This is a genomic window from Burkholderia orbicola (assembly GCF_900100915.1).
Lineage (GTDB): Bacteria > Pseudomonadota > Gammaproteobacteria > Burkholderiales > Burkholderiaceae > Burkholderia > Burkholderia orbicola.
Genome location: NZ_FNKW01000001.1, coordinates 1,397,360 through 1,417,357, shown reverse-complemented (window position 1 = coordinate 1,417,357; position 19,998 = coordinate 1,397,360). Strand labels below are relative to the sequence as shown.

Here is a 19,998-nt window from a genome sequence, read left to right as displayed (position 1 = left end):
TGAGAACTGTCATATCATGTCGCCCCTCGGGCCGCATTCGCGGTCGCCGCACATGACTGACGTTATTTACAAGGACTCTGGATGGAAGCATTCGTGCAAGGGCTGATCGAAGCCGTCAACGGCGTGCTGTGGAACTACGTGCTGATCGCGCTGCTGCTGGGCGCCGGCGCGTGGTTCACGTTGCGGTTCCGGATGATCCAGCTGAAGGCGCTGTTCCTCAGCATGAAGCTGGTCGGCAGCAAGGGCGAGCCGGGCAGCATCTCGTCGTTCCAGGCGTTCGCGACCGGGCTCGCGAGCCGCGTCGGCACCGGCAACATCGCCGGCGTCGCGGTGGCGCTGACGGTCGGCGGGCCGGGCGCGATCTTCTGGATGTGGATGACCGCGCTCGTCGGGATGTCGTCCGCGTTCGTCGAGGCGACGCTCGCGCAGATCTTCAAGGTGTCGCACCCGGACGGCAGCTATCGCGGCGGCCCCGCGTACTACATCCAGACGGGGCTGCGCTCGCGCGGCTTCGGCGTGCTGTTCTCGCTGTCGCTGATCCTCGCGTTCGGCTTCGTGTTCAACGCGGTGCAGGCCAACGCGATCGCCGATGCGTTCCATACGTCGTTCGGCTGGCGTCGCGAGACGGTTGGCTTCGGTCTCGTGCTGCTGTCCGCGCCGATCATCTTCGGCGGCATCCGCCGCATCGCGACGGTCGCACAGGTGATCGTGCCGCTGATGGCGATCGGCTACCTCGCGCTCGCGGTCTACGCGGTCGCGACGCACATCACGCTGGTGCCCGGCGTGATCGCGTTGATCGTGAAGAGCGCGTTCGGCCTCGAGCAGGCGGCCGGCGGCCTGACCGGCTATGCGGTCAGCCAGGCGATCGCGATCGGCGTGAAGCGCGGGCTGTTCTCGAACGAGGCCGGCATGGGTAGCGCGCCGAACGCAGCCGCGACCGCCAGCACGCGCCACCCCGTCACGCAGGGGCTGATCCAGATGCTCGGCGTGTTCGTCGACACGATCGTGATCTGCAGCGCGACCGCGTTCGTGATCCTGCTGTCGGGCCAGTACGAACTCGGCACCGGGATGGAGGGCGCGGCGCTCACGCAGCGCGCGATTTCGAGCCACGTCGGCGACTGGGGCGGCATCTACATGGCCGTCGCGATCTTCTTCCTCGCGTTCTCGTCGGTGATCGGCAACTACGCGTATGCGGAAGGCAACGTCGAATTCATCACGAAGCGGCGCGGCGTGTTGCCGCTGTTCCGCATCGCCGTGCTCGGCATGGTGATGTTCGGCAGTGTCGGGCAACTGCCGCTCGTGTGGGCGATGGCCGATACGAGCATGGGGCTGATGGCGATCATCAACCTGATCGCGATCCTCGCGCTCGGCAAGTACGCGCACGCCGCCTGGGCCGACTATCGCCGCCAGCGCGCGGCCGGCGTCGCCGATCCGGTGTTCACGCGCAACACGATCCCCGAACTCGCACGCGTGCTGCCGGCCGACGTGTGGGGCGAGCATGGCCCGCTGCCGCAGCGCCCGGTTGCTTCCGCCGACGCGCCGAATGCGCCGCGGGCCGCCGTGAGCGAATCATGAACGGCGACCGGCTCCGTGCGTTCGTCGCGCTGATGCCCGATGCGGCATCGCGCGACGCGCTGCACGCGTTGCCGGTCACCCGTGGCGCGCGGCGCATGCCGCCCGCGCAACTGCACATGACGCTCGCGTTCATCGGCGCAATCGAGCGGGAGCGGTGCGACGCGCTGGCCGCGCACCTGCCCGCGCTCGCGGCCGCGCATGCGTTGCCGTCGTTGCCGGTCGAGCGGATCGCGTGGTGGCCGAGCCTGCCGCGTGCGCGGCTGATCGTCGCGGAACTCGCGGCCGATGCCGCCTGCGTCGCGCTGAATGCGGGGCTGGCGGCGCTGCTGCGCGAACTCGGCGTGCCGGCCGACCGGCGGCCGTTCCGGCCGCACGTGACGCTCGCGCGGCTGCCGCACGATGCGATCGGCCAGCCCGCGCACGGCGGCGCGCCGGGGCGGCCCGTCGAGGTGCGCGTCGAAGCGCTGACGCTGTTCGAAAGCCGGCTGTCGCAGGAGGGCGTGTCGCATCGGCCGATCGTGTCGGCGCCGATTGCACGCGCGGACGACAGCGTCGGCGCTGAGGAGCGGCCCCACGAATGAATTTTTCCAGCTAGTGCAACGTGCCTTCCCGCCCGCATGGCGGCGTCGCTCGTCGTGATTGGCGCGAACACGCCTACCTGCCGTACCGCGCGAGCGTCAACCCCGCCAGATCGATCTCCGGCGTGCGTCCGGTGACGAGATCCGCGACCACCTTTCCCGAACCCATCGACATCGCCCAGCCCGTCGAGCCGTGGCCGACGTTGAGCCAGAGGCCGTCGATCCCGCTCGCGCCGAGCAGCGGCGGCCCGTCTGGCGTCATCGGCCGGCGGCCGACCCAGAAGCGCGCCGACGCGCGATCGGCCGCGTGCGGAAACCAGTCGTCGAGCACCTTCATCAGCGTGTCGAGCGCCTGCTGCCGCAGCGCCGCGTGGCGATTGCCGAGCTCCGCGGTGCCGGCGACGCGCAGCGTCGGGCCGAAGCGCGTGATCGCGGTCTTCAGCGATTCGTCCATCAGCGCGGCGCAGGGCGCCTTTTCGTCGTCGACGACCGCGAGCGTGGCCGAGTAGCCCTTCACCGGATACAGCGGCACGTCGATGCCGTACGGTCGCAACAGGCCGGCGCTGTCGACGCCGAGCGCGACGACGATCGCGTCGGCGGCGAGTGTCGTGCCGTGTCGCGCGCCGCCGCTACCGTTGCCTTCGTGGTTTCCGCCCGCGGCGACGACGTGGACGCCGCGCGCTTTTCCGCCCGCGACATCGAGTGCGCGCAGTTCGGTGTTGAAGCGGAATGCCACGCCGTTCGCTTCGCACAGCGCCCGCAGTTCGCGGGTGAAGCGCGCGCAGTCGCCGGCTTCGTCGTCGGGCAGATAGATGCCGCCGACGGGCGCTTGCCGTGCCCAGCGCAGGCCCGGTTCGATCGCGGTGCAGCCGGCCGCGTCGAGTTCGCGAAACGCGATGCCGGCATCGCGCAGCACCTTCAGCGCGGGCTGCACCATGTCGACGTCGAACGCGCCGCGCAGCAGTTGCAGGTAGCCGCGGCTCGCGCCGTAGTCGAAGGGATAACGCTCGCGAAACGCATGCAGGCACGCGCGGCTGTAATACGCGATGCGCTGCATCCGCTGCTTGTTCACGCGAAACCGCTCGAATTCGCATTCGCGCAGCCAGCGCGCGATCCAGCGCCACTGCGCGGCGTCGAGCGCCGGCCGGAAGATCAGCGGCGACGCGGGCTTGAACAGGTATTTGAGGATCTTGCCGGGCATCCCGGGCGCGGCCCACGGCGTCACGTAGCCCGGCGCGATCACGCCCGCATTGCCGAGGCTCGTCGCCTGCGCGACATCGGCCTCGCGTTCGATCACGGTGACGTCGCAGCCTGCTTCGCGCAGGTGCCAGGCGGTGGTGACGCCGATCACGCCGGCGCCGAGAACGATCACGTGCATGCGGTGTCCGGAACGAAGCGGTGGCTCACGACGCGACGGCCGGATCGTCGACGAGCGACTTGCCGCGCGTTTCCGGCAGCACGAGCGCCGCGACGATCACCAGCAGATAGCCGCCGCCCGCGACGAGGCCGATCGCCTTCACGAGCGACATCGATTGCGACAGCGCGCCGACGAGGATCGGAAAGAACGAACCGAGCCCGCGCCCGAGGTTGTAGCAGAAGCCTTGGCCCGAGCCGCGGATCGCGCCCGGATACAGCTCCGACAGATACGCGCCGACGCCCGCGAAGATGCCCTGCACGACGATGCCGAGCGGGAAGCCGAGCAGCAGCATCGCGGTATCGGTGATCGGCAGCATCGTGTACGCCATGCCGAGCGAGAACGAGCCGACGGCGAACAGGATGAACGATGCGCGGCGGCCGAGCCGGTCGGACAGGATCGCGCCGACCACGTAGCCGACGAACGAGCCGACGATCAGCACGACCAGATAGCCGCTCGTGTTGAACACCGACAGGTGGCGCACGGTTTTGAGATAGGTGGGCAGCCACGTCGTGATCGCGTAGTAGCCGCCGAGCATGCCGGTGCACAGCGCGCTGCCGAACAGCGTCGCGCGCAGGTGCGGCGGCGAGAAGATCTCGAGGAAGTGGCCCGATACGCGGCCTTCGTCGCGGGCACGGCGCGTGGCCGTATAGATGTCCGGATCGCTGACGTTGCGGCGGATATAGAGAATCCACAGGGCGGGCACGATGCCGATCCAGAAGCACGCGCGCCACGCGACCTGCTCCGGCAGCAGCGCGAAGAACGCCCAGTAGAGGATCGCGGCCGCGCCCCAGCCGAACGACCAGCTGCTCTGCACGGTGCCCACGGCCTTCGCGCGATGCTCGGGCGAGCGGATCGTCTCGGCCATCATGATCGTCACGACCGACCATTCGCCGCCGAAGCCGAAACCCTGCAGCGTGCGCGCCGCAAGGAGCTGCCAGAACGAATGCGTGAAGCCGGACAGGCACGTGAACAGCGCGAACGTCGCGATCGTCCACTGCAGCACGCGCACGCGGCCATAGCGATCGGCGAGGATGCCGGCGACCCAGCCGCCGATCGCCGACGAGATCAGCGAACTGGTCGCGATCATCCCGGCCTCGCTCTTCGTCATGCCCCAGGTGGCGATCAGCGTCGGGATCAGGAACGAATAGATCATGAAGTCGAACGCATCGACCGCATAGCCGCCGAATCCGGCGTACAGCGTCCGGCGCTCGCGCGTCGACAATTCGTTGAACCACTGGAATGCCTGCATGCTTGCCGCCCCCTCTCGTCTTGTCTCGTCCCGCGCTGTCGCGTCGCGGTTATTTTACGGGCGCGATCCGGCATGCCAAAAAGGCGGATGCAGGTTCGTGATGAAAAGCAGGCAGGAGGGAAGACGCGTCAGAGCGTCAGGCCGCCATCGACGTGGATGACCTGGCCGGTGATCTGCCGCGCCGCGTCCGACAGCAGGAACGCGATCAGCGCGGCGACGTCGTCGGGTTCCGCGATGCGGCCGAGCGGTGTCGCCTGTTCGGCCTGCGCCCATGCGGCGGCGTTGCCGGCGCTCGGCCCGTGGTCCTTGCGCGTGAAGCCCGGCGCGACCGCATTGACGGTGATGCCGTGCGCGGCGAATTCGGCGGCCGCGCTACGCACCAGCGATTCGAGCGCGGCCTTCGCGGCGGCGGTCGCCGCGAACGGTGCATCGGCGCGGTAGCGGTGCGCGACGAACGAACTGACCGCGACGATCCGCGGCGTGGCCGACGTTTCGAGCAGCGGCCGCGCACGGCCCGCGAGCGCGGAGAACGCCCCGGGCATCGTCGCGAAGGCGGACGCGAGTGCGTTCGCGGAGAGCTCGGAAATGGATTGCCGCGCGGCGAAGCCGGCGTTCGCGACGAGCTGGTCGAGCCCGCCGAAGCGCGTCGCGGTGCTATCGACCAGTGCGGCGGCGATACCCGGTTCGCCGAGATCGCCGGTCAGCGTGATGCACTCGGCGCCGGCCGTCGTGCACGCATAGGCGACGTCGGCGAGCCGCGCCCGCGCCGTCTCGTCCGCGCCGCGCGCATGCAGCGCCAGCGCGATGCCGGGCGCCGCGAGCCGCCGCGCGAGCGCCGCGCCGATCCCCGAGCCTGCGCCGGTGATCAGCGCGATGCGTTCGAGGTGCGCGGCGCGTGCGTTCACGCGGCGACCTTGTCGTCGCTGCTCACGCGCTCGACGTTGATCGTGCCGACGTGGAACGCGGCCAGCGACTCGCGGTGCGCGATGCTGACGATCGCAGCCTTCGGCAGTCGTTCGGCGAACAGGTGATAGAGGCGGGCTTCGTTATCCGCGTCGAGCGCGCTGGTCGCTTCGTCGAGGAACAGGAAGTCGGGCTTGTGCAGGAGCACGCGGGCGCCGGCCAGACGCTGCTGCTCGCCCGGCGACAGCACGCGGGTCCAGTGCGCGGTTTCGTCGAGGCGCTCGACGTAGTCCTCGAGGCGGCACGCGCGCAGCGCATCGCGGCACGCTTCGTCGCTGAAGGTGTCGGGCGTCGCCGGGTAGGTAAGCGCGGCCTTGAGCGTGCCGATCGGCAAATAGCTGGTTTGCGGCACGAACATCATCCGCGCGCCGACCGGCGCGTCGATCGCGCCGTCGCCGAACGGCCACAGGCCCGCGAGCGCGCGCATGAACGTGCTCTTGCCGGAACCCGACTTGCCGATCACGAGCCAGCGCGAGCCGGGCTCGATCGTGACGTCGCCGATGTTCGCGAGCGCGTTGCCGTTCGGCAGCGCGAGCTTGAGCGACGACGTCGACAGTTTCGCGGCGTCGATGTAGTGCAGGTTGATGCCGCCGTGCTCGGTCGCGGGCGACAGGCTTTCCTTCAGGTGCGACGTGCCCATCACACGCTTGAATTCGCGCAGACGGTTGACGGTGGCGCGCCATTCGACGAGGGTCGAGTAGCTGTTGATGAACCACGAGAACGAGTCGCTGACGGTGCCGAACGCGGACGAGATCTGCATCAGCACGCCGAACGAGAACGCACCGGCAAAGTAGCGCGGCGCCGCGACGACGAGCGGGAAGATGATCGCGATCTGCCCGTAGAAGCTCAGCACGAACGTGAGCCGCTTCGTGTACTTCATCACGCGCCACCAGTTGTCGCGGATGCGCGTGAAGAGGGTCTGCGCGTTGCCGGCCTCGGTCTTCTCGCCGTCGTAGAACGCGATCTGCTCGGCGTTCTCGCGCACGCGGATCAGCCCGAAGCGGAAATCGGCCTCGACGCGCTGCTGCTGGTAGTTGATCGACACGAGCGGATGGCCGACCTTCTGGATGATCAGCGAGCCGACCACCGCGTACAGCGCGGCCGCCCACACCATGTAGCCGGGAATCGCGATCGGCGTCGCGCCGAGCGTGAACGTCAGCGCGCCGGCGAGCGACCACAGGATCGTGATGAACGACACGAGCGTGACGACCGTCGACAGCAGGTCGAGCGACAGCGCGAGCGTCGTGGTCGCGAACGACTGGAGGTCGTCGGTGATCCGCTGGTCGGGGTTGTCGGCGAGGCGGTCACGTTCGATCCGGTAGAACGCGCGATCGCCGAGCCACTGGCCGAGGAAGCGGTCGGTGAGCCACTGGCGCCAGCGGAAGCCGAGCATCTGCCGCAGGTAGCGGCCGTACACGGCGAGGATGATGAACGCGAAGGCGAGCGCGGAGAACTGCATCAGCAGGTTCGGGAAGTCGTGGACGTCCTTCGACTGCAGCGCGTTGTAGAACTGCGCGTTCCACTTGTTCAGCCGGACGTTGATCCAGACCACGCAGAGGTTGATCGCGATGATCGTGACCAGCAGGCCCCACGCGATTTTCCATTCGGACGATACCCAGTAGGGCTTGATGAGGCTCCATGCGGATACCGGGCGCTCGTCCTGCGGCGCGTCGGGTGCGGAGCGGACGGGATCGATCGATTGGGTCATGTGCTTCCTGATGATGAGCCGGCGCGCGGGCCGGGCGAAACCGGGCGCGCGCCGCGATACGGCATGCCGGGGCGCGGCGCCGACTGACGGCGGGCGTCCGGATGGTCGCCCGTGCGTCTTAAACGGCACTTAAAAACCGGCGGTGACGCGGCAACCGGCCGCTCGCGCGGCCGGCCTGCGGGCATTGTGCCAGAGCGGCGCGGCACGCCGGCGAATTTGCCGCTAGGGGGACAGTTTGCGGCGCTTTCCGCTTTTATGGTCTAATGGCCGACGACGAAACAGGGGTGCTTCGTGGCGCGGCCGGCAGATGTTCCGGGCAGCGCGGCGAGGCTGAGAAAGACCCTTCGCACCCGATCCGGGTAATACCGGCGAGGGAAGTTTCTGATCCCGCCGGGCCGCGCTGGCCGCCATCCCACATGGTCAGCGCCCGAGTCCCGCCCGGCCGGCCTTTGCTGCCGGTTTCGTCCTTTTGGGTACGCGCATTGCGCGTTACGGAAGGAATGATGGCCGCACAATCTTCAGTCTTTTGCAGGGCTTCCGCCCCGATGTCGCGTGCGTTCGCAGGCGGCGGCGCGTGTGCGTCGACATTCGTCGCGCGTGACCGCGCGGAGGGCGCGCGATGAACGTCCGGGATACACGACCCGATTTCGCGGTGCTCGGCGGCGGCCTCGTCGGCCGCCTGATCGCGTGGCGGCTCGCGGGCGACGGGCATCGCGTCGCGCTCTACGAGCGCGGCGGCCCGGACGGCGAGCAGTCGGCCGCGTGGGTCGCGGCCGCGATGCTCGCGCCGCTCGCGGAAGCGGCCAGCGCGGAACTGCTGATTACCGAGCTGGGCGCCGCGTCGCTCGCGCGCTGGCCGCAGTGGCTCGCGGAACTGCCCGAACCCGTCTTCTTCCAGCAGCACGGCACGCTCGTCGTCTGGCATCACGCGGATCGCGCGGAGGCGCCGCTGTTCGAGCGGCGCGTGCGCGCGAACGCGCCGGCCGAGCTGCTCGACGGCGGCTTCGTGACGCTCGCCGGTGCGCAGATCGATGCCGCAGAACCCGTGCTCGCGGGCCGCTTCGCGCGCGGGCTGATGTTGCCGCGCGAAGGGCAGCTCGACAACCGCCAGGCGCTGCGCGCGCTCGCGGCGGGCCTGGCCGAACGCGGCGTCGCGCTGCACTGGCATGCGTCGGTCGACGACGCGAATCTGCCGGCCGCGCATTTCACGATCGATTGCCGCGGGCTCGGCGCGAAATCCGCGCTGCCCGCGCTGCGCGGCATTCGCGGCGAAGTCGCGCGCGTGCATGCGCCCGGCATCGGGCTCACCCGGCCCGTGCGGCTGCTGCATCCGCGCTACCCGCTGTACATCGCGCCGAAGCAGGACGATCTCTATGTGATCGGCGCGACCGAGGTGGAGGGCGAGGACATGTCGCCCGTCAGCGTGCGTTCGGCGCTCGAGCTGCTGAGCGCGGCGTTTTCCGTGCATCCGGCGTTCGGCGAGGCGCGCATCCTCGAACTCAACGCGCAGTGCCGGCCGACGCTGCCCGATCACCGCCCGGCGGTGATCTGGGACGGCGCGTCGACGCTCGCGGTCAACGGCCTGTACCGGCACGGCTTCATGATCGCGCCGGAAGTCGCGCAGGCGGCCGTCGTGTTCGCGCAGGCCGCGCTCGGCGGCGCACTCGGCGATGCCGACGCGTTCGCCGCATGGCGCGACGCCGCCCGCTGGCCGACGCTGCTTCATCACCGCAACGACGCGCGCCAGCCGGCCTGACGCGCGCAGCCGACCGAATCCGACCGAGCCTCATGGATATCCAGATCAATCAACAGACCCTGACGTTGCCCGATGACGCGACCGTGGCCGACGCGCTGGCCGCGTACGGCGCGCGTCCGCCGTACGCGGTGGCGCTGAACGGCAACTTCGTCGCGCGCACGCAGCATGCGGCGCGCGCGCTCGCGGCGGGCGACCGGCTCGACGTCGTGCACCCCGTCGCGGGCGGCTGAGCGCCGCCGGTTCGTCCCCGCTCTTCCAGGAAAACGACATGACGTCCCACCCCTCCGCCGACGCGCTGACGCTGTACGGTGAAACCTTCGCAAGCCGCGTGCTGCTCGGCACGTCACGCTATCCGTCGCTGCAATCGCTGTCCGATTCGATCGCCGCGTCGCGCCCCGGGATGGTGACGGTCGCGCTGCGCCGGCAGATGACGGGCGGCACGGCCGAAGCCGGCTTCTTCGACCTGCTCAAGCGCCACGCGGTGCCGTTGCTGCCGAACACGGCCGGTTGCCAGACCGTCGCCGAAGCCGTGACGACCGCGCACATGGCGCGCGAGGTCTTCGACACCGACTGGATCAAGCTCGAACTGATCGGCGACGACTACACGCTGCAGCCCGACCCGGTCGGGTTGATCGAAGCGGCCGCGCAACTGGTCAAGGACGGCTTCAAGGTGCTGCCGTACTGCACCGAGGATCTCGTGATCGGCCGGCGCCTGCTCGACGCCGGCTGCGAGGCGCTGATGCCGTGGGGCGCGCCGATCGGCACCGGCAAGGGCGTCGTGAATCCGTACGGGCTGCGCGTGCTGCGCGAACGGCTGCCGGACGTGCCGCTGATCGTCGACGCGGGGCTCGGCGTGCCGTCGCACGCGTGCCAGGTGATGGAGTGGGGCTTCGACGGCGTGCTGCTGAATACGGCGGTGTCGCAGGCCACGCACCCGGAAATCATGGCAAGGGCGTTCGCGCAGGGCGTCGAGGCGGGCCGCGCCGCATATCTCGCCGGTCCGATGGACGCGCGCGACACCGCGCATGCGAGCACGCCGGTCGTCGGGATGCCGTTCTGGCACCAGGACGGAGGCGGCGCATGAGCGCGGCGCGCTTCGCCGATGCGTTCTGGCCGCCGGCCGACGAGCTGGCCGAAGCGGCCGAGCGGATTCGCGCGCGGCTCGGCGACTGGCCGGCCGGCGCGGCGCCGTGGCGGCTCTGCGTGGCGGCGCCCGACGTGCCGGCCGACGGCGACGTGCTGATCGTGTCGGCGGGCGACCGTGCCGCGCAGGCACGCGCATCGGCCGTGTCGCGGCCTGCGTCGCCCGATGCGGTGGCGATCGAATTCGACGAGCAGGGCGCCGTGCTGCATGCGGCGGGCGTGCGTTACGCGCTCGACGCCGCGCATCCGCTCGGGGACGACTGGATCGCGGCGCTCGCCGCGTTCCTCGATTGCGGCTTCGCGCCGGTCGACGCGCTGGTGCTCTCGCTGGCGTGGCGCGACGGCGACGAGACGCGCGCCGCCGACGCATGGCCGGTCGATGCCGCGCGATTCCCGCGGGTGGCCGGGCTGCCGCCCGCGCCGGAGCCGGCGTTCCCGCCGTGCCCCGCGCGGCTCGGCCTCTATCCGGTCGTGCCGAGCGCCGAATGGGTCGAGCGCGTGCTCGACGGCGGCGCGCGAACCGTGCAATTGCGCGTGAAAGAGGCGACGCCGGACACACTGCGTCAAGAAATCGCGCGCGCGGTCGCGGCCGGGCGCCGCTATCCCGATGCGCGCGTGTTCATCAACGATCACTGGGAGATCGCCGCAGAAGCAGGCGCGTACGGCGTACATCTCGGTCAGGAAGACCTCGAAACGGCCGATCTGGCCGCGATCGCGCGCGCGGGCCTGCGGCTCGGACTTTCGAGTCACGGCTATTACGAGATGTTGCGGGCGCTGCACGAGCGGCCGAGCTACCTCGCGCTCGGCCCCGTGTACGCGACCGCCACCAAGGCCGTTGCCGCGCCGCCACAGGGGCTCGCGCGGATTGCCCGCTACGCGCGCTTCGCCGGCGCGCGCGCGCCGCTCGTCGCGATCGGCGGGGTGGGGCTCGACACGCTGCCGGCGGTGCTGGCGACGGGCGTGGGCAGCGTCGCGGTGGTCAGCGCGGTCACGGGCGCGGCCGACTATCGGACGGCGCTTATTGCACTGCAGCAGTGCTTTACCGGACAATTTGACAATCATTGACCGCAGGGCCCGGAACGGCGTCACGACATCATTCCAATGCAGGCCCTATAATTCGGCGTTCTGCGTAAAAGGACTGTCAGCTCCGTGAGCCCCACTCCTACCGAGACCCTGCTGGAACTTCGCGACGTCGACTTTGGCTACGGCGACCGCCTCGTCCTGTCCAACCTGAACCTGCGCTTCGGGCGCGGGCAGGTCGTCGCGGTCATGGGCGGCTCGGGTTGCGGCAAGACCACCGTGCTGCGCCTGATCGGCGGCCTCGTGCGTGCGCGCCGCGGCCAGGTGCTGTTCGACGGCGCCGATGTCGGCGCGCAAACGCGCGACGGCCTGTACGCGCTGCGCCGCAAGATGGGCATGCTGTTCCAGTTCGGCGCGCTGTTTACCGACATGTCGGTGTTCGAGAACGTCGCGTTCGCGCTGCGCGAGCATACCGACCTGCCCGAAGACCTGATCCGCGACCTCGTGCTGATGAAGCTCAACGCGGTCGGGCTGCGCGGCGCGCGCGACCTGATGCCGTCCGAAGTATCGGGCGGGATGGCGCGCCGCATCGCGCTGGCGCGTGCGATCGCGCTCGATCCGCAGCTCATCATGTACGACGAGCCGTTCGCGGGCCTCGATCCGATCTCGCTCGGCATCACCGCGAACCTGATCCGCACGCTGAACCAGGCGCTCGGCGCGACGTCGATCCTCGTCACGCACGACGTGCCGGAATCGTTCGCGATCGCCGACTACGTGTATTTTCTGGCCAATGGCGGCGTGCTCGCGCAGGGCACGCCCGACGAGCTGCGCGCGTCGACCGATCCGAGCGTGCGGCAGTTCATCGACGGCGCGCCGGACGGCCCGTTCAAATTTCATTACACGAGCCCGCCGCTCGCAGCGGATTTCGGGCTCGGCGGAGGGCGCGCATGATCAGCGCGATCGGACGTTACGTCATCGGCGGCCTCGAGCGCGCGGGCTACGGCACGCGCCTGTTCGTGCGCCTCGTGCTGGAATTCTTCCCGCTGCTGCGCCGGCCGCGGCTGGTCACGAAGCAGATCCACTTCCTCGGCAACTATTCGTTCGTGATCATTGCGGTGTCGGGGCTGTTCGTCGGTTTCGTGCTCGGCCTGCAGGGCTATTACACGCTGAATCGCTACGGTTCCGAGCAGGCGCTCGGCCTGCTGGTCGCGCTGTCGCTCGTGCGCGAGCTCGGGCCGGTCGTCACCGCGCTACTGTTCGCGGGCCGCGCGGGTACGTCGCTCACGGCGGAGATCGGCCTGATGAAGGCCGGCGAGCAGCTCACCGCGCTCGAGATGATGGCGGTCGACCCGATCAAGAACGTGATCGCGCCGCGCATGTGGGCGGGCATCATCGCGATGCCGCTCCTGGCCGCGATCTTCAACGCGGTCGGCGTGCTCGGCGGTTACTTCGTCGGCGTCGTGCTGATCGGCGTCGATCCGGGCGCGTTCTGGTCGCAGATGCAGGGCGGGGTCCAGGTCTGGGCCGACGTCGGCAACGGTGTGATCAAGAGCATCGTGTTCGGCTTCGCCGTGACCTTCATTGCGCTGTACCAGGGGTATGAAGCGAAGCCCACGCCCGAAGGCGTGTCGCGCGCGACCACCAAGACGGTCGTGTTCGCGTCGCTCGCCGTACTCGGCCTCGATTTCCTGCTGACCGCGCTGATGTTCAGCTAAGCCTCAGCCAAGCCAAATTTTGGGATGACGATGAAAAAGACTGCTCTCGACTTCTGGGTCGGCCTGTTCGTGGTGGTGGGCTTCCTTGCGGTGCTGTTCCTGGCGCTGAAGGTCGGCAACATGAGCTCGCTGTCGTTTCAGCCGACCTACTCGGTGAGGATGAAATTCGACAATATCGGCGGGCTGAAGCCGCGCGCGGCCGTGAAGAGCGCGGGCGTCGTGGTCGGCCGCGTGAAGTCGATCGGCTTCGATCCGAACACGTACCAGGCGGTCGTCACGATCGACGTCGACGGCCAGTACCCGTTCCCGAAGGATTCGTCGGCGAAGATCCTCACGTCGGGCCTGCTCGGCGAGCAATATATCGGCCTCGATCCGGGCGGCGACACCGAAATGCTGAAGTCCGGCGATACGATCACGATGACGCAGTCGGCGATCGTGCTCGAGAACCTGATCGGCCAGTTCCTGTACAGCAAGGCCGCCGATGCGGGCGGCGCGAAGCCGGCAGCGGGGGCGTCGGCCGTTCCGGCCGCGCCGGCCCCGGTGGCGGTACCGGCGTCGGCGGTGTCCGGCGCGTCCGGCTCGGCGGCTCAATAACCACACGAGAGAAAACAAGAGGGTAATGACCATGCACACGATCCGCATCAGGCACGCCGCGCTGGCGATGGCGGCAGTCGCCGCGTTGAGCGGCTGCGCGACCGTGCAGACGCCGACCAAGGGCGATCCGCTCGAAGGCTTCAACCGGTCGATGTACAAGTTCAACGACACGGTCGATACGTACGCGCTGAAGCCGGTCGCGAAGGGTTACCAGTACGTGGTGCCGCAGCCGGTGCGCGACAGCGTGACGAACTTCTTCTCGAACATCGGCGACGTCTACATCGCGGCGAACAACATCGTGCAGCTGCGGATCGCGGACGGCGTCGGCGACATCATGCGCGTCGTGATCAACACGGTGTTCGGCGTCGGCGGCCTGTTCGACGTCGCGACGATCGCGAAGCTGCCGAAACATACGGCCGACTTCGGGATCACGATGGGCCGCTACGGCGTGCCGTCGGGCCCGTATCTCGTGTTGCCGCTGCTCGGCCCGAGCACGCTGCGCGACACGGCCGGCCTTGGCGTCGACTACGTCGGCAACCCGCTCACCTACGTGAAGCCGGACGGCCTGAGCTGGGGCCTGTTCGGCGTGAACCTGGTCAACACGCGCGCGAACCTGCTCGGCGCAGGCGACGTGCTGGATGCCGCGGCGCTCGACAAGTATTCGTTCGTGCGCAACGCGTACCTGCAGCGTCGCCAGATGCTGATCAGCAACGCGCGCGGCGAGGCCGCCGCGACGTCGAGCAACGACGCGCTGCCGAAGTACGATCTGCCGGAAGACGGCGCGGCACCGGCGGCAGCCGGCGCGGCCGGAACGGCGGGCGCGGCAGCGGTGGGCGGCGCGGCGCCGGCGCCCGCGCCCGCATCGGGCGCGGCGGTTGCTGCGCCGGCCTCGGGCGCGGCCGAAGCGCCGAATCCGGCCAGCGAAACGAACGTGCCGGCGATGCAGGTCGCGCCGCCGTCGCCGGGCGGGTTCCGGTTTCCGAGCATCCGGCTGCACTGACGGACTTACATTCGTTACAGCCGGAAACGATTCAGTCGGTAGCGTAGGCGAACTTGCGCGTAAGCTACCTGCTCCAACCTTCGCATCGACTCATTCATGCAGGCCACTATGATGAAAAAACTGTTCCTGATCCCCGTTTTCGCGGCGCTGTTCTCGTTCGGCAGCGCAGCTCACGCGCAAGTCGACCAGTCGAACCCGCAAGCGCTGATCAAGACGGCGACCCAGCAGGTGCTCGACGAAGTCAAGCAGCAGACGATCAAGCAGGGCGACACCAACCGCATCATCTCGATCGTCAACAAGGACATCCTGCCGTACACCGATTTCCGCCGCACCACGCAGCTCGCGATGGGCCGCAACTGGCGCACGGCGACGGCCGAGCAGCAGCAGCAGGTTCAGGAGCAGTTCAAGCTGCTGCTGATCCGCACGTATTCGGGCGCGCTCGCGCAGCTGAAGCCGGACCAGCAGATCCAGTACCCGCCGTTCCGCGCCGATCCGGCCGATACCGACGTCGTCGTGAAGACGGTCGCGCTGAACAACGGTCAGCCGGTCCAGATCGACTACCGCCTGTACAAGACGGCGAACGGCTGGAAGGTGTATGACCTGAACGTGCTCGGCGCATGGCTGATCCAGACGTACCAGCAGCAGTTCAACGAGAAGATCCAGCAAAGCGGCGTGGACGGCCTGATCAAGTTCCTGACGCAACGCAACCAGGAGCTTGCCGCGGGCAAGCAGGCGTCGTGAGCGGCTTCGAAGCCGGCTCCTCGCTGACCGTCGCGAGCGCGAAGTCCGCGCTTGCGGACGGTCTTGCACGCATCGGCGCCGGCGCGACCGCCGTCGATTGCGCGGCGCTGACGCAGTTCGACTCGTCCGCGCTCGCCGTGCTGCTCGCATGGCAACGTGCCGCCCAAGCGCGCGGCACAGCCCTCGACATCCTCAATCTCCCTCCGAAGCTCGCCAGCCTCGCGCGCGCCTACGGCGTCGACGCACTCATCGAAGGCACCGGGCGACATTGACCCTGTCCGACCGAAGCCTGCCGCGCCAGCCAGCGCGCGCACGCTTCAGGCCGCGCGCCGTCGGCGCCGGCTCCACCAGCCGGTTTGCCCTATAATCAAGCGTTTTGCGGGGCAGCCAATCGGCGTCCGGCCCCCATTTTCTTTCGCAGCAAGCACAGAATAGGCGTCGCGGCCCTTGCGTCGCGCACAGTCATGTCAGCCATAGAAATCCGTCACGTCAAGAAGCGCTACAAGTCGCTTCAGGCGCTCAAGGGCGTCAGCCTGTCGGTCGAGGAAGGCGAGTTTTTCGGTCTGCTCGGCCCCAACGGCGCAGGCAAGACCACGCTCATCAGTATCCTCGCCGGGCTCGCCCGGGCCGACGAAGGCAGCATCTCGGTGCGCGGTCACGACGTCGTCCAGGACTTCCGCAACGCGCGCCGCGCCCTCGGCGTCGTGCCGCAGGAACTCGTTTTCGACCCGTTCTTCACCGTCCGCGAGACGCTGCGCATCCAGTCCGGCTATTTCGGGCTGCACCGCAACGACGACTGGATCGATGAAGTGATGGCCAATCTCGATCTCACCGAGAAAGCCGACGCGAACATGCGCGCGCTGTCGGGCGGGATGAAGCGCCGCGTGCTGGTCGCGCAGGCGCTCGTGCACCGGCCGCCCGTGATCGTGCTCGACGAGCCGACCGCCGGCGTCGACGTCGAATTGCGCCAGACGCTGTGGAAATTCATCTCGCGCCTGAACCGCGAGGGTCACACGATCGTGCTGACCACCCATTACCTCGAGGAAGCCGAGTCGCTGTGCGACCGCATCGCAATGCTGCGCCGCGGTGAAGTCGTCGCGCTGGATCGCACCGACGCGCTGCTGCGCCGCTTCGCGGGCCTGCAGCTGTACCTGCGGTTCGCGACCGGCGCGCTGCCGGCCGAGCTGCGCGGGCTGGAGACCGACCCGGCCGCGCGCGTGCCGGGCGAGCATCTGCTGCGCCTCGCGAGCTACGACGAGGTCGAACGCATCCTCGCGCAATGCCGCGCGGCCGGCTGCACGTTCGACGAGATCGAGGTCCGCAAGGCCGACCTCGAGGATGTGTTCGTCCAGGTGATGAACGGAGCCGAGGTGATCGAGGGTCTGGCATGAATCAACACTCCCCACGCGAACTGCGTTCGCTGACGTCCGAGGGGACGGCCCGGCCCGTGCCGGGCAGCGGGTTTCGCACGCTGTTCTACAAGGAACTGCTGCGTTTCTGGAAGGTGTCGTTCCAGACGGTGCTCGCGCCGATCGTCACGGCGCTGCTGTACCTGACGATCTTCGGCCACGCGCTGTCGGGCCGCGTCGAGGTGTATCCGGGCGTCGAGTACGTGAGCTTTCTCGTGCCGGGCCTCGTGATGATGAGCGTGCTGCAGAACGCGTTCGCGAACAGCTCGTCGTCGCTGATCCAGTCGAAGATCACCGGCAATCTCGTGTTCATGCTGCTGCCGCCGCTGTCGTACCGCGACATCTTCGGCGCGTACGTGCTCGCGTCCGTCGTGCGCGGGCTCGCGGTCGGCACCGGCGTGTTCGTCGTGACGATCTGGTTTATCCCGATGCACTTCGCAGCGCCGCTGTTCATCATTGCGTTCGCGCTGCTCGGCTCGGCGATTCTCGGCACGCTCGGCCTGATCGCCGGGATCTGGGCCGAGAAGTTCGACCAGCTCGCCGCGTTCCAGAACTTCCTGATCATGCCGCTGACGTTCCTGTCCGGCGTGTTCTATTCGACGCATTCGCTGCCGCCCGTGTGGCGCGAAGTGTCGCGTCTCAACCCGTTTTTCTACATGATCGACGGCTTCCGTTTCGGGTTCTTCGGCGCGTCCGACATCAACCCGTTCGCGAGCCTCGCGATCGTCACCGGTTTCTTCGTGCTGCTCGCGCTGATCGCGATGCGGCTGCTCGCGACCGGCTACAAACTGCGTCATTGATATCGACAGGCCGCGGCCGCCCCAGGGCGGCGCGCGCCGACAGGAGCCTTACACCATGTTGCCGACTCCCGAACAGGTCAAGCAATACATCGCCGGCGGTCTCGCCTGCACGCATCTGGAAGTCGAAGGCGACGGCCAGCATTTCTTCGCGACGATCGTGTCGGCGGCCTTCGAAGGCAAGCGGCCGATCCAGCGGCACCAGCTCGTCTATGCGGCGCTCGGCGATCGCATGAAGCAGGAAATTCACGCGCTCAGCATGAAGACGCTGACGCCCGCCGAATGGCAGAACGCATAAACGGAAATCACTGAGTGCAAGTCACCGTCAACGAGCGCGACGCCGTCCAGAGCGTCGCCACGGCACACCCGGCCGCCAACGGGGAATCGCAGGGACAGGGGATGGACAAACTCGCGATCGAAGGCGGTAACCGCCTGTCGGGCGAGATCGTCGTGTCGGGCGCGAAGAACGCCGCGCTGCCGATCCTGTGCGCGGGGCTGCTCACCGCCGATCCGGTCGATCTCGACAACGTGCCGAACCTGAAGGACGTGCGCACGACGCTGAAGGTGCTGAACCAGATGGGCGTGAAGAGCGAGACCGACGGCTGCCGCGTGCAGCTCGACGCGTCGCGCGTCGACAACCTCGTCGCGCCGTACGAGCTCGTGAAGACGATGCGCGCGTCGATCCTCGTGCTCGGGCCGCTGCTCGCGCGTTTCGGCGAGGCGAAGGTGTCGCTGCCGGGCGGCTGCGCGATCGGCGCACGGCCGGTCGACCAGCACATCAAGGGCCTGCAGGCGATGGGCGCGGAGATCAGCATCGAGCACGGCTTCATCGAAGCGCGCGCGAAGCGCCTGAAAGGCGCGCGCATCGTGACCGACATGATCACGGTGACGGGGACCGAAAACCTGCTGATGGCCGCGACGCTCGCCGACGGCGAGACGGTGATCGAAAACGCCGCGCGCGAGCCGGAAGTGAGCGATCTCGCACACTTGCTGGTCGCGATGGGCGCGAAAATCGACGGCATCGGCACCGACCGCCTCGTGATCCAGGGCGTCGAGCGGCTGCACGGCGCGCGTCATTCGGTGATCCCCGACCGGATCGAGGCCGGCACGTTCCTGTGCGCGGTCGCGGCCGCCGGCGGCGACGTGATGCTGACGGGCGTGCGCCCGCACATCCTCGACGCGGTGATCGACAAGCTGCGCGAAGCCGGCGTGTCGATCGAGGAAGGCGACAGCTGGCTGCGCGTGAAGATGGACCGCCGCCCGTCGGCGGTGACGATCCGCACGTCGGAATACCCGGCGTTCCCGACCGACATGCAGGCGCAGTTCATGGCCCTCAATACGGTCGCGACGGGCACCGCGCAGGTCGTCGAGACCATTTTCGAGAACCGTTTCATGCATGTGCAGGAGCTGAACCGGCTCGGCGCGAACATCACGATCGACGGCAACACGGCGCTCGTGACCGGCGTCGACAAGCTGTCCGGCGCGAACGTGATGGCGACCGACCTGCGTGCGTCGGCGAGCCTCGTGATCGCCGGGCTGCGCGCCGACGGCGAAACGCTCGTCGACCGCATCTATCACCTGGACCGCGGCTACGACCGTATGGAAGCCAAACTGACCGCCGTCGGCGCGAACGTGCGCCGCCTTTCCGGGAGCCAAGCATGACCGCGCCGCTGACCCTCGCCCTGTCGAAGGGCCGGATTTTCGAGGAAACCCTGCCGCTGCTGGCCGCCGCCGGCGTGCAGGTGGCCGAGGACCCGGAAACGTCGCGCAAGCTGATCCTGCCGACCACCGATCCGAACCTGCGCGTGATCATCGTGCGCGCGAGCGACGTGCCGACCTACGTGGAATACGGCGCGGCCGATTTCGGCGTGGCCGGCAAGGACGTGCTGGTCGAGCACGGCGGCTCGGGCCTGTACCAGCCGATCGATCTGAACATTGCGCGCTGCCGGATGTCGGTGGCCGTGCCGGCCGGTTTCGACTACGCGAACGCGGTGCGCCAGGGCGCGCGCCTGCGGGTCGCGACGAAATACGTCGAAACGGCGCGCGAACACTTTGCCGCGAAGGGCGTGCACGTCGACCTGATCAAGCTGTACGGCTCGATGGAGCTCGCGCCGCTGGTCGGGCTGGCCGACGCGATCGTCGACCTCGTCAGCTCGGGCGGCACGCTGAAGGCGAACAATCTGGTCGAGGTCGAGGAGATCATGGCGATCTCGTCGCGCCTCGTCGTGAACCAGGCCGCGCTGAAACTGAAGCGCGCGGCGCTCAAGCCGATCCTCGACGCGTTCGAACGCGCGTCGCAGAATGGCGGTTGAGCGCATCACCGTAACGGAACT

At 68.6% G+C, this 19,998-nt stretch carries 21 protein-coding genes and 1 riboswitch; of the genes, 17 read left to right on the top strand and 4 right to left on the bottom strand.

Annotation, left to right across the window (positions count from 1 at the left end):
• Window positions 1–81 precede the first annotated feature (81 nt).
• A complete protein-coding gene (locus tag BLS50_RS06740) occupies window positions 82–1,575 on the top strand; it encodes an alanine/glycine:cation symporter family protein (protein ID WP_074801550.1) in 1,494 nt (497 codons plus the stop codon).
• The gene (gene thpR, locus BLS50_RS06735) at window positions 1,572–2,156 is read left to right on the top strand and encodes an RNA 2',3'-cyclic phosphodiesterase (RefSeq protein ID WP_074801548.1); all 585 of its coding nucleotides are present in this window, start codon (window positions 1,572–1,574) and stop codon (window positions 2,154–2,156) included. Before BLS50_RS06740 ends, thpR begins: the two co-directional genes overlap by 4 nt.
• Window positions 2,157–2,229: 73 nt before the next feature.
• Here the strand turns inward: thpR and BLS50_RS06730 are convergent, their stop codons facing one another.
• The 4 genes from BLS50_RS06730 to BLS50_RS06715 form a co-directional block, all read right to left on the bottom strand.
• Complete coding sequence (locus BLS50_RS06730; RefSeq protein WP_027809250.1) at window positions 2,230–3,531, bottom strand: D-amino acid dehydrogenase; 1,302 nt, start codon at window positions 3,529–3,531, stop codon at window positions 2,230–2,232.
• Between the two features lie 25 nt (window positions 3,532–3,556).
• On the bottom strand, window positions 3,557–4,819 hold the full coding sequence (locus BLS50_RS06725; protein WP_074801545.1) for an MFS transporter: 1,263 nt from the start codon (window positions 4,817–4,819) through the stop codon (window positions 3,557–3,559).
• A gap of 128 nt (window positions 4,820–4,947) precedes the next feature.
• On the bottom strand, window positions 4,948–5,724 hold the full coding sequence (locus tag BLS50_RS06720) for an SDR family NAD(P)-dependent oxidoreductase (protein ID WP_074801542.1): 777 nt from the start codon (window positions 5,722–5,724) through the stop codon (window positions 4,948–4,950).
• A complete protein-coding gene (locus BLS50_RS06715; RefSeq protein WP_074801539.1) occupies window positions 5,721–7,490 on the bottom strand; it encodes an ABC transporter ATP-binding protein/permease in 1,770 nt (589 codons plus the stop codon). Before BLS50_RS06715 ends, BLS50_RS06720 begins: the two co-directional genes overlap by 4 nt.
• A 270-nt stretch (window positions 7,491–7,760) precedes the next feature.
• Window positions 7,761–7,884, top strand: a riboswitch (TPP riboswitch).
• Window positions 7,885–8,109: 225 nt separating this feature from the next.
• Between BLS50_RS06715 and BLS50_RS06705 the strand changes: the two genes are divergently transcribed.
• The 15 genes from BLS50_RS06705 (at window position 8,110) to hisG (ending at window position 19,977) form a co-directional block, all read left to right on the top strand.
• Entirely contained in the window at window positions 8,110–9,246 is a 1,137-nt protein-coding gene (locus tag BLS50_RS06705) for an FAD-dependent oxidoreductase (RefSeq protein WP_074801536.1), read from the top strand.
• A 32-nt stretch (window positions 9,247–9,278) separates the two neighbouring features.
• Entirely contained in the window at window positions 9,279–9,476 is a 198-nt protein-coding gene (gene thiS, locus BLS50_RS06700; protein ID WP_027809254.1) for a sulfur carrier protein ThiS, read from the top strand.
• A 38-nt stretch (window positions 9,477–9,514) separates the two neighbouring features.
• Window positions 9,515–10,330, top strand: coding sequence for a thiazole synthase (locus BLS50_RS06695; protein ID WP_006477140.1), 816 nt, complete (start codon window positions 9,515–9,517; stop codon window positions 10,328–10,330).
• A complete protein-coding gene (thiE, locus tag BLS50_RS06690; RefSeq protein WP_074801533.1) occupies window positions 10,327–11,454 on the top strand; it encodes a thiamine phosphate synthase in 1,128 nt (375 codons plus the stop codon). Before BLS50_RS06695 ends, thiE begins: the two co-directional genes overlap by 4 nt.
• 84 nt (window positions 11,455–11,538) lie before the next feature.
• The gene (locus tag BLS50_RS06685) at window positions 11,539–12,360 is read left to right on the top strand and encodes an ABC transporter ATP-binding protein (RefSeq protein ID WP_006477138.1); all 822 of its coding nucleotides are present in this window, start codon (window positions 11,539–11,541) and stop codon (window positions 12,358–12,360) included.
• Window positions 12,357–13,124, top strand: a complete 768-nt coding sequence (gene mlaE / locus BLS50_RS06680; protein WP_006486220.1) for a lipid asymmetry maintenance ABC transporter permease subunit MlaE — start codon at window positions 12,357–12,359, stop codon at window positions 13,122–13,124. The genes BLS50_RS06685 and mlaE overlap by 4 nt, the downstream gene beginning before the upstream one ends.
• 24 nt (window positions 13,125–13,148) lie before the next feature.
• Window positions 13,149–13,718: an outer membrane lipid asymmetry maintenance protein MlaD gene (mlaD, locus tag BLS50_RS06675; protein ID WP_006477136.1), complete on the top strand. Its 570-nt coding sequence runs from the start codon at window positions 13,149–13,151 to the stop codon at window positions 13,716–13,718.
• Between the two features lie 31 nt (window positions 13,719–13,749).
• Window positions 13,750–14,718, top strand: coding sequence for an MlaA family lipoprotein (locus tag BLS50_RS06670; protein ID WP_074802766.1), 969 nt, complete (start codon window positions 13,750–13,752; stop codon window positions 14,716–14,718).
• Window positions 14,719–14,829: 111 nt separating this feature from the next.
• A complete protein-coding gene (locus BLS50_RS06665) occupies window positions 14,830–15,459 on the top strand; it encodes an MlaC/ttg2D family ABC transporter substrate-binding protein (RefSeq protein ID WP_027809257.1) in 630 nt (209 codons plus the stop codon).
• Complete coding sequence (locus BLS50_RS06660; RefSeq protein ID WP_074801530.1) at window positions 15,456–15,731, top strand: STAS domain-containing protein; 276 nt, start codon at window positions 15,456–15,458, stop codon at window positions 15,729–15,731. The genes BLS50_RS06665 and BLS50_RS06660 overlap by 4 nt, the downstream gene beginning before the upstream one ends.
• A gap of 192 nt (window positions 15,732–15,923) precedes the next feature.
• Window positions 15,924–16,850: an ABC transporter ATP-binding protein gene (locus tag BLS50_RS06655; RefSeq protein ID WP_074801528.1), complete on the top strand. Its 927-nt coding sequence runs from the start codon at window positions 15,924–15,926 to the stop codon at window positions 16,848–16,850.
• Window positions 16,847–17,668: an ABC transporter permease gene (locus tag BLS50_RS06650; RefSeq protein WP_011546608.1), complete on the top strand. Its 822-nt coding sequence runs from the start codon at window positions 16,847–16,849 to the stop codon at window positions 17,666–17,668. The genes BLS50_RS06655 and BLS50_RS06650 overlap by 4 nt, the downstream gene beginning before the upstream one ends.
• 55 nt (window positions 17,669–17,723) lie before the next feature.
• Entirely contained in the window at window positions 17,724–17,963 is a 240-nt protein-coding gene (locus BLS50_RS06645; protein ID WP_006477131.1) for a BolA family protein, read from the top strand.
• 14 nt (window positions 17,964–17,977) lie between these two features.
• Window positions 17,978–19,327, top strand: coding sequence for a UDP-N-acetylglucosamine 1-carboxyvinyltransferase (gene murA, locus BLS50_RS06640; RefSeq protein WP_006477130.1), 1,350 nt, complete (start codon window positions 17,978–17,980; stop codon window positions 19,325–19,327).
• Window positions 19,324–19,977, top strand: a complete 654-nt coding sequence (hisG, locus tag BLS50_RS06635; RefSeq protein WP_006477129.1) for an ATP phosphoribosyltransferase — start codon at window positions 19,324–19,326, stop codon at window positions 19,975–19,977. The genes murA and hisG overlap by 4 nt, the downstream gene beginning before the upstream one ends.
• The last annotated feature ends 21 nt before the right edge of the window (window positions 19,978–19,998 follow it).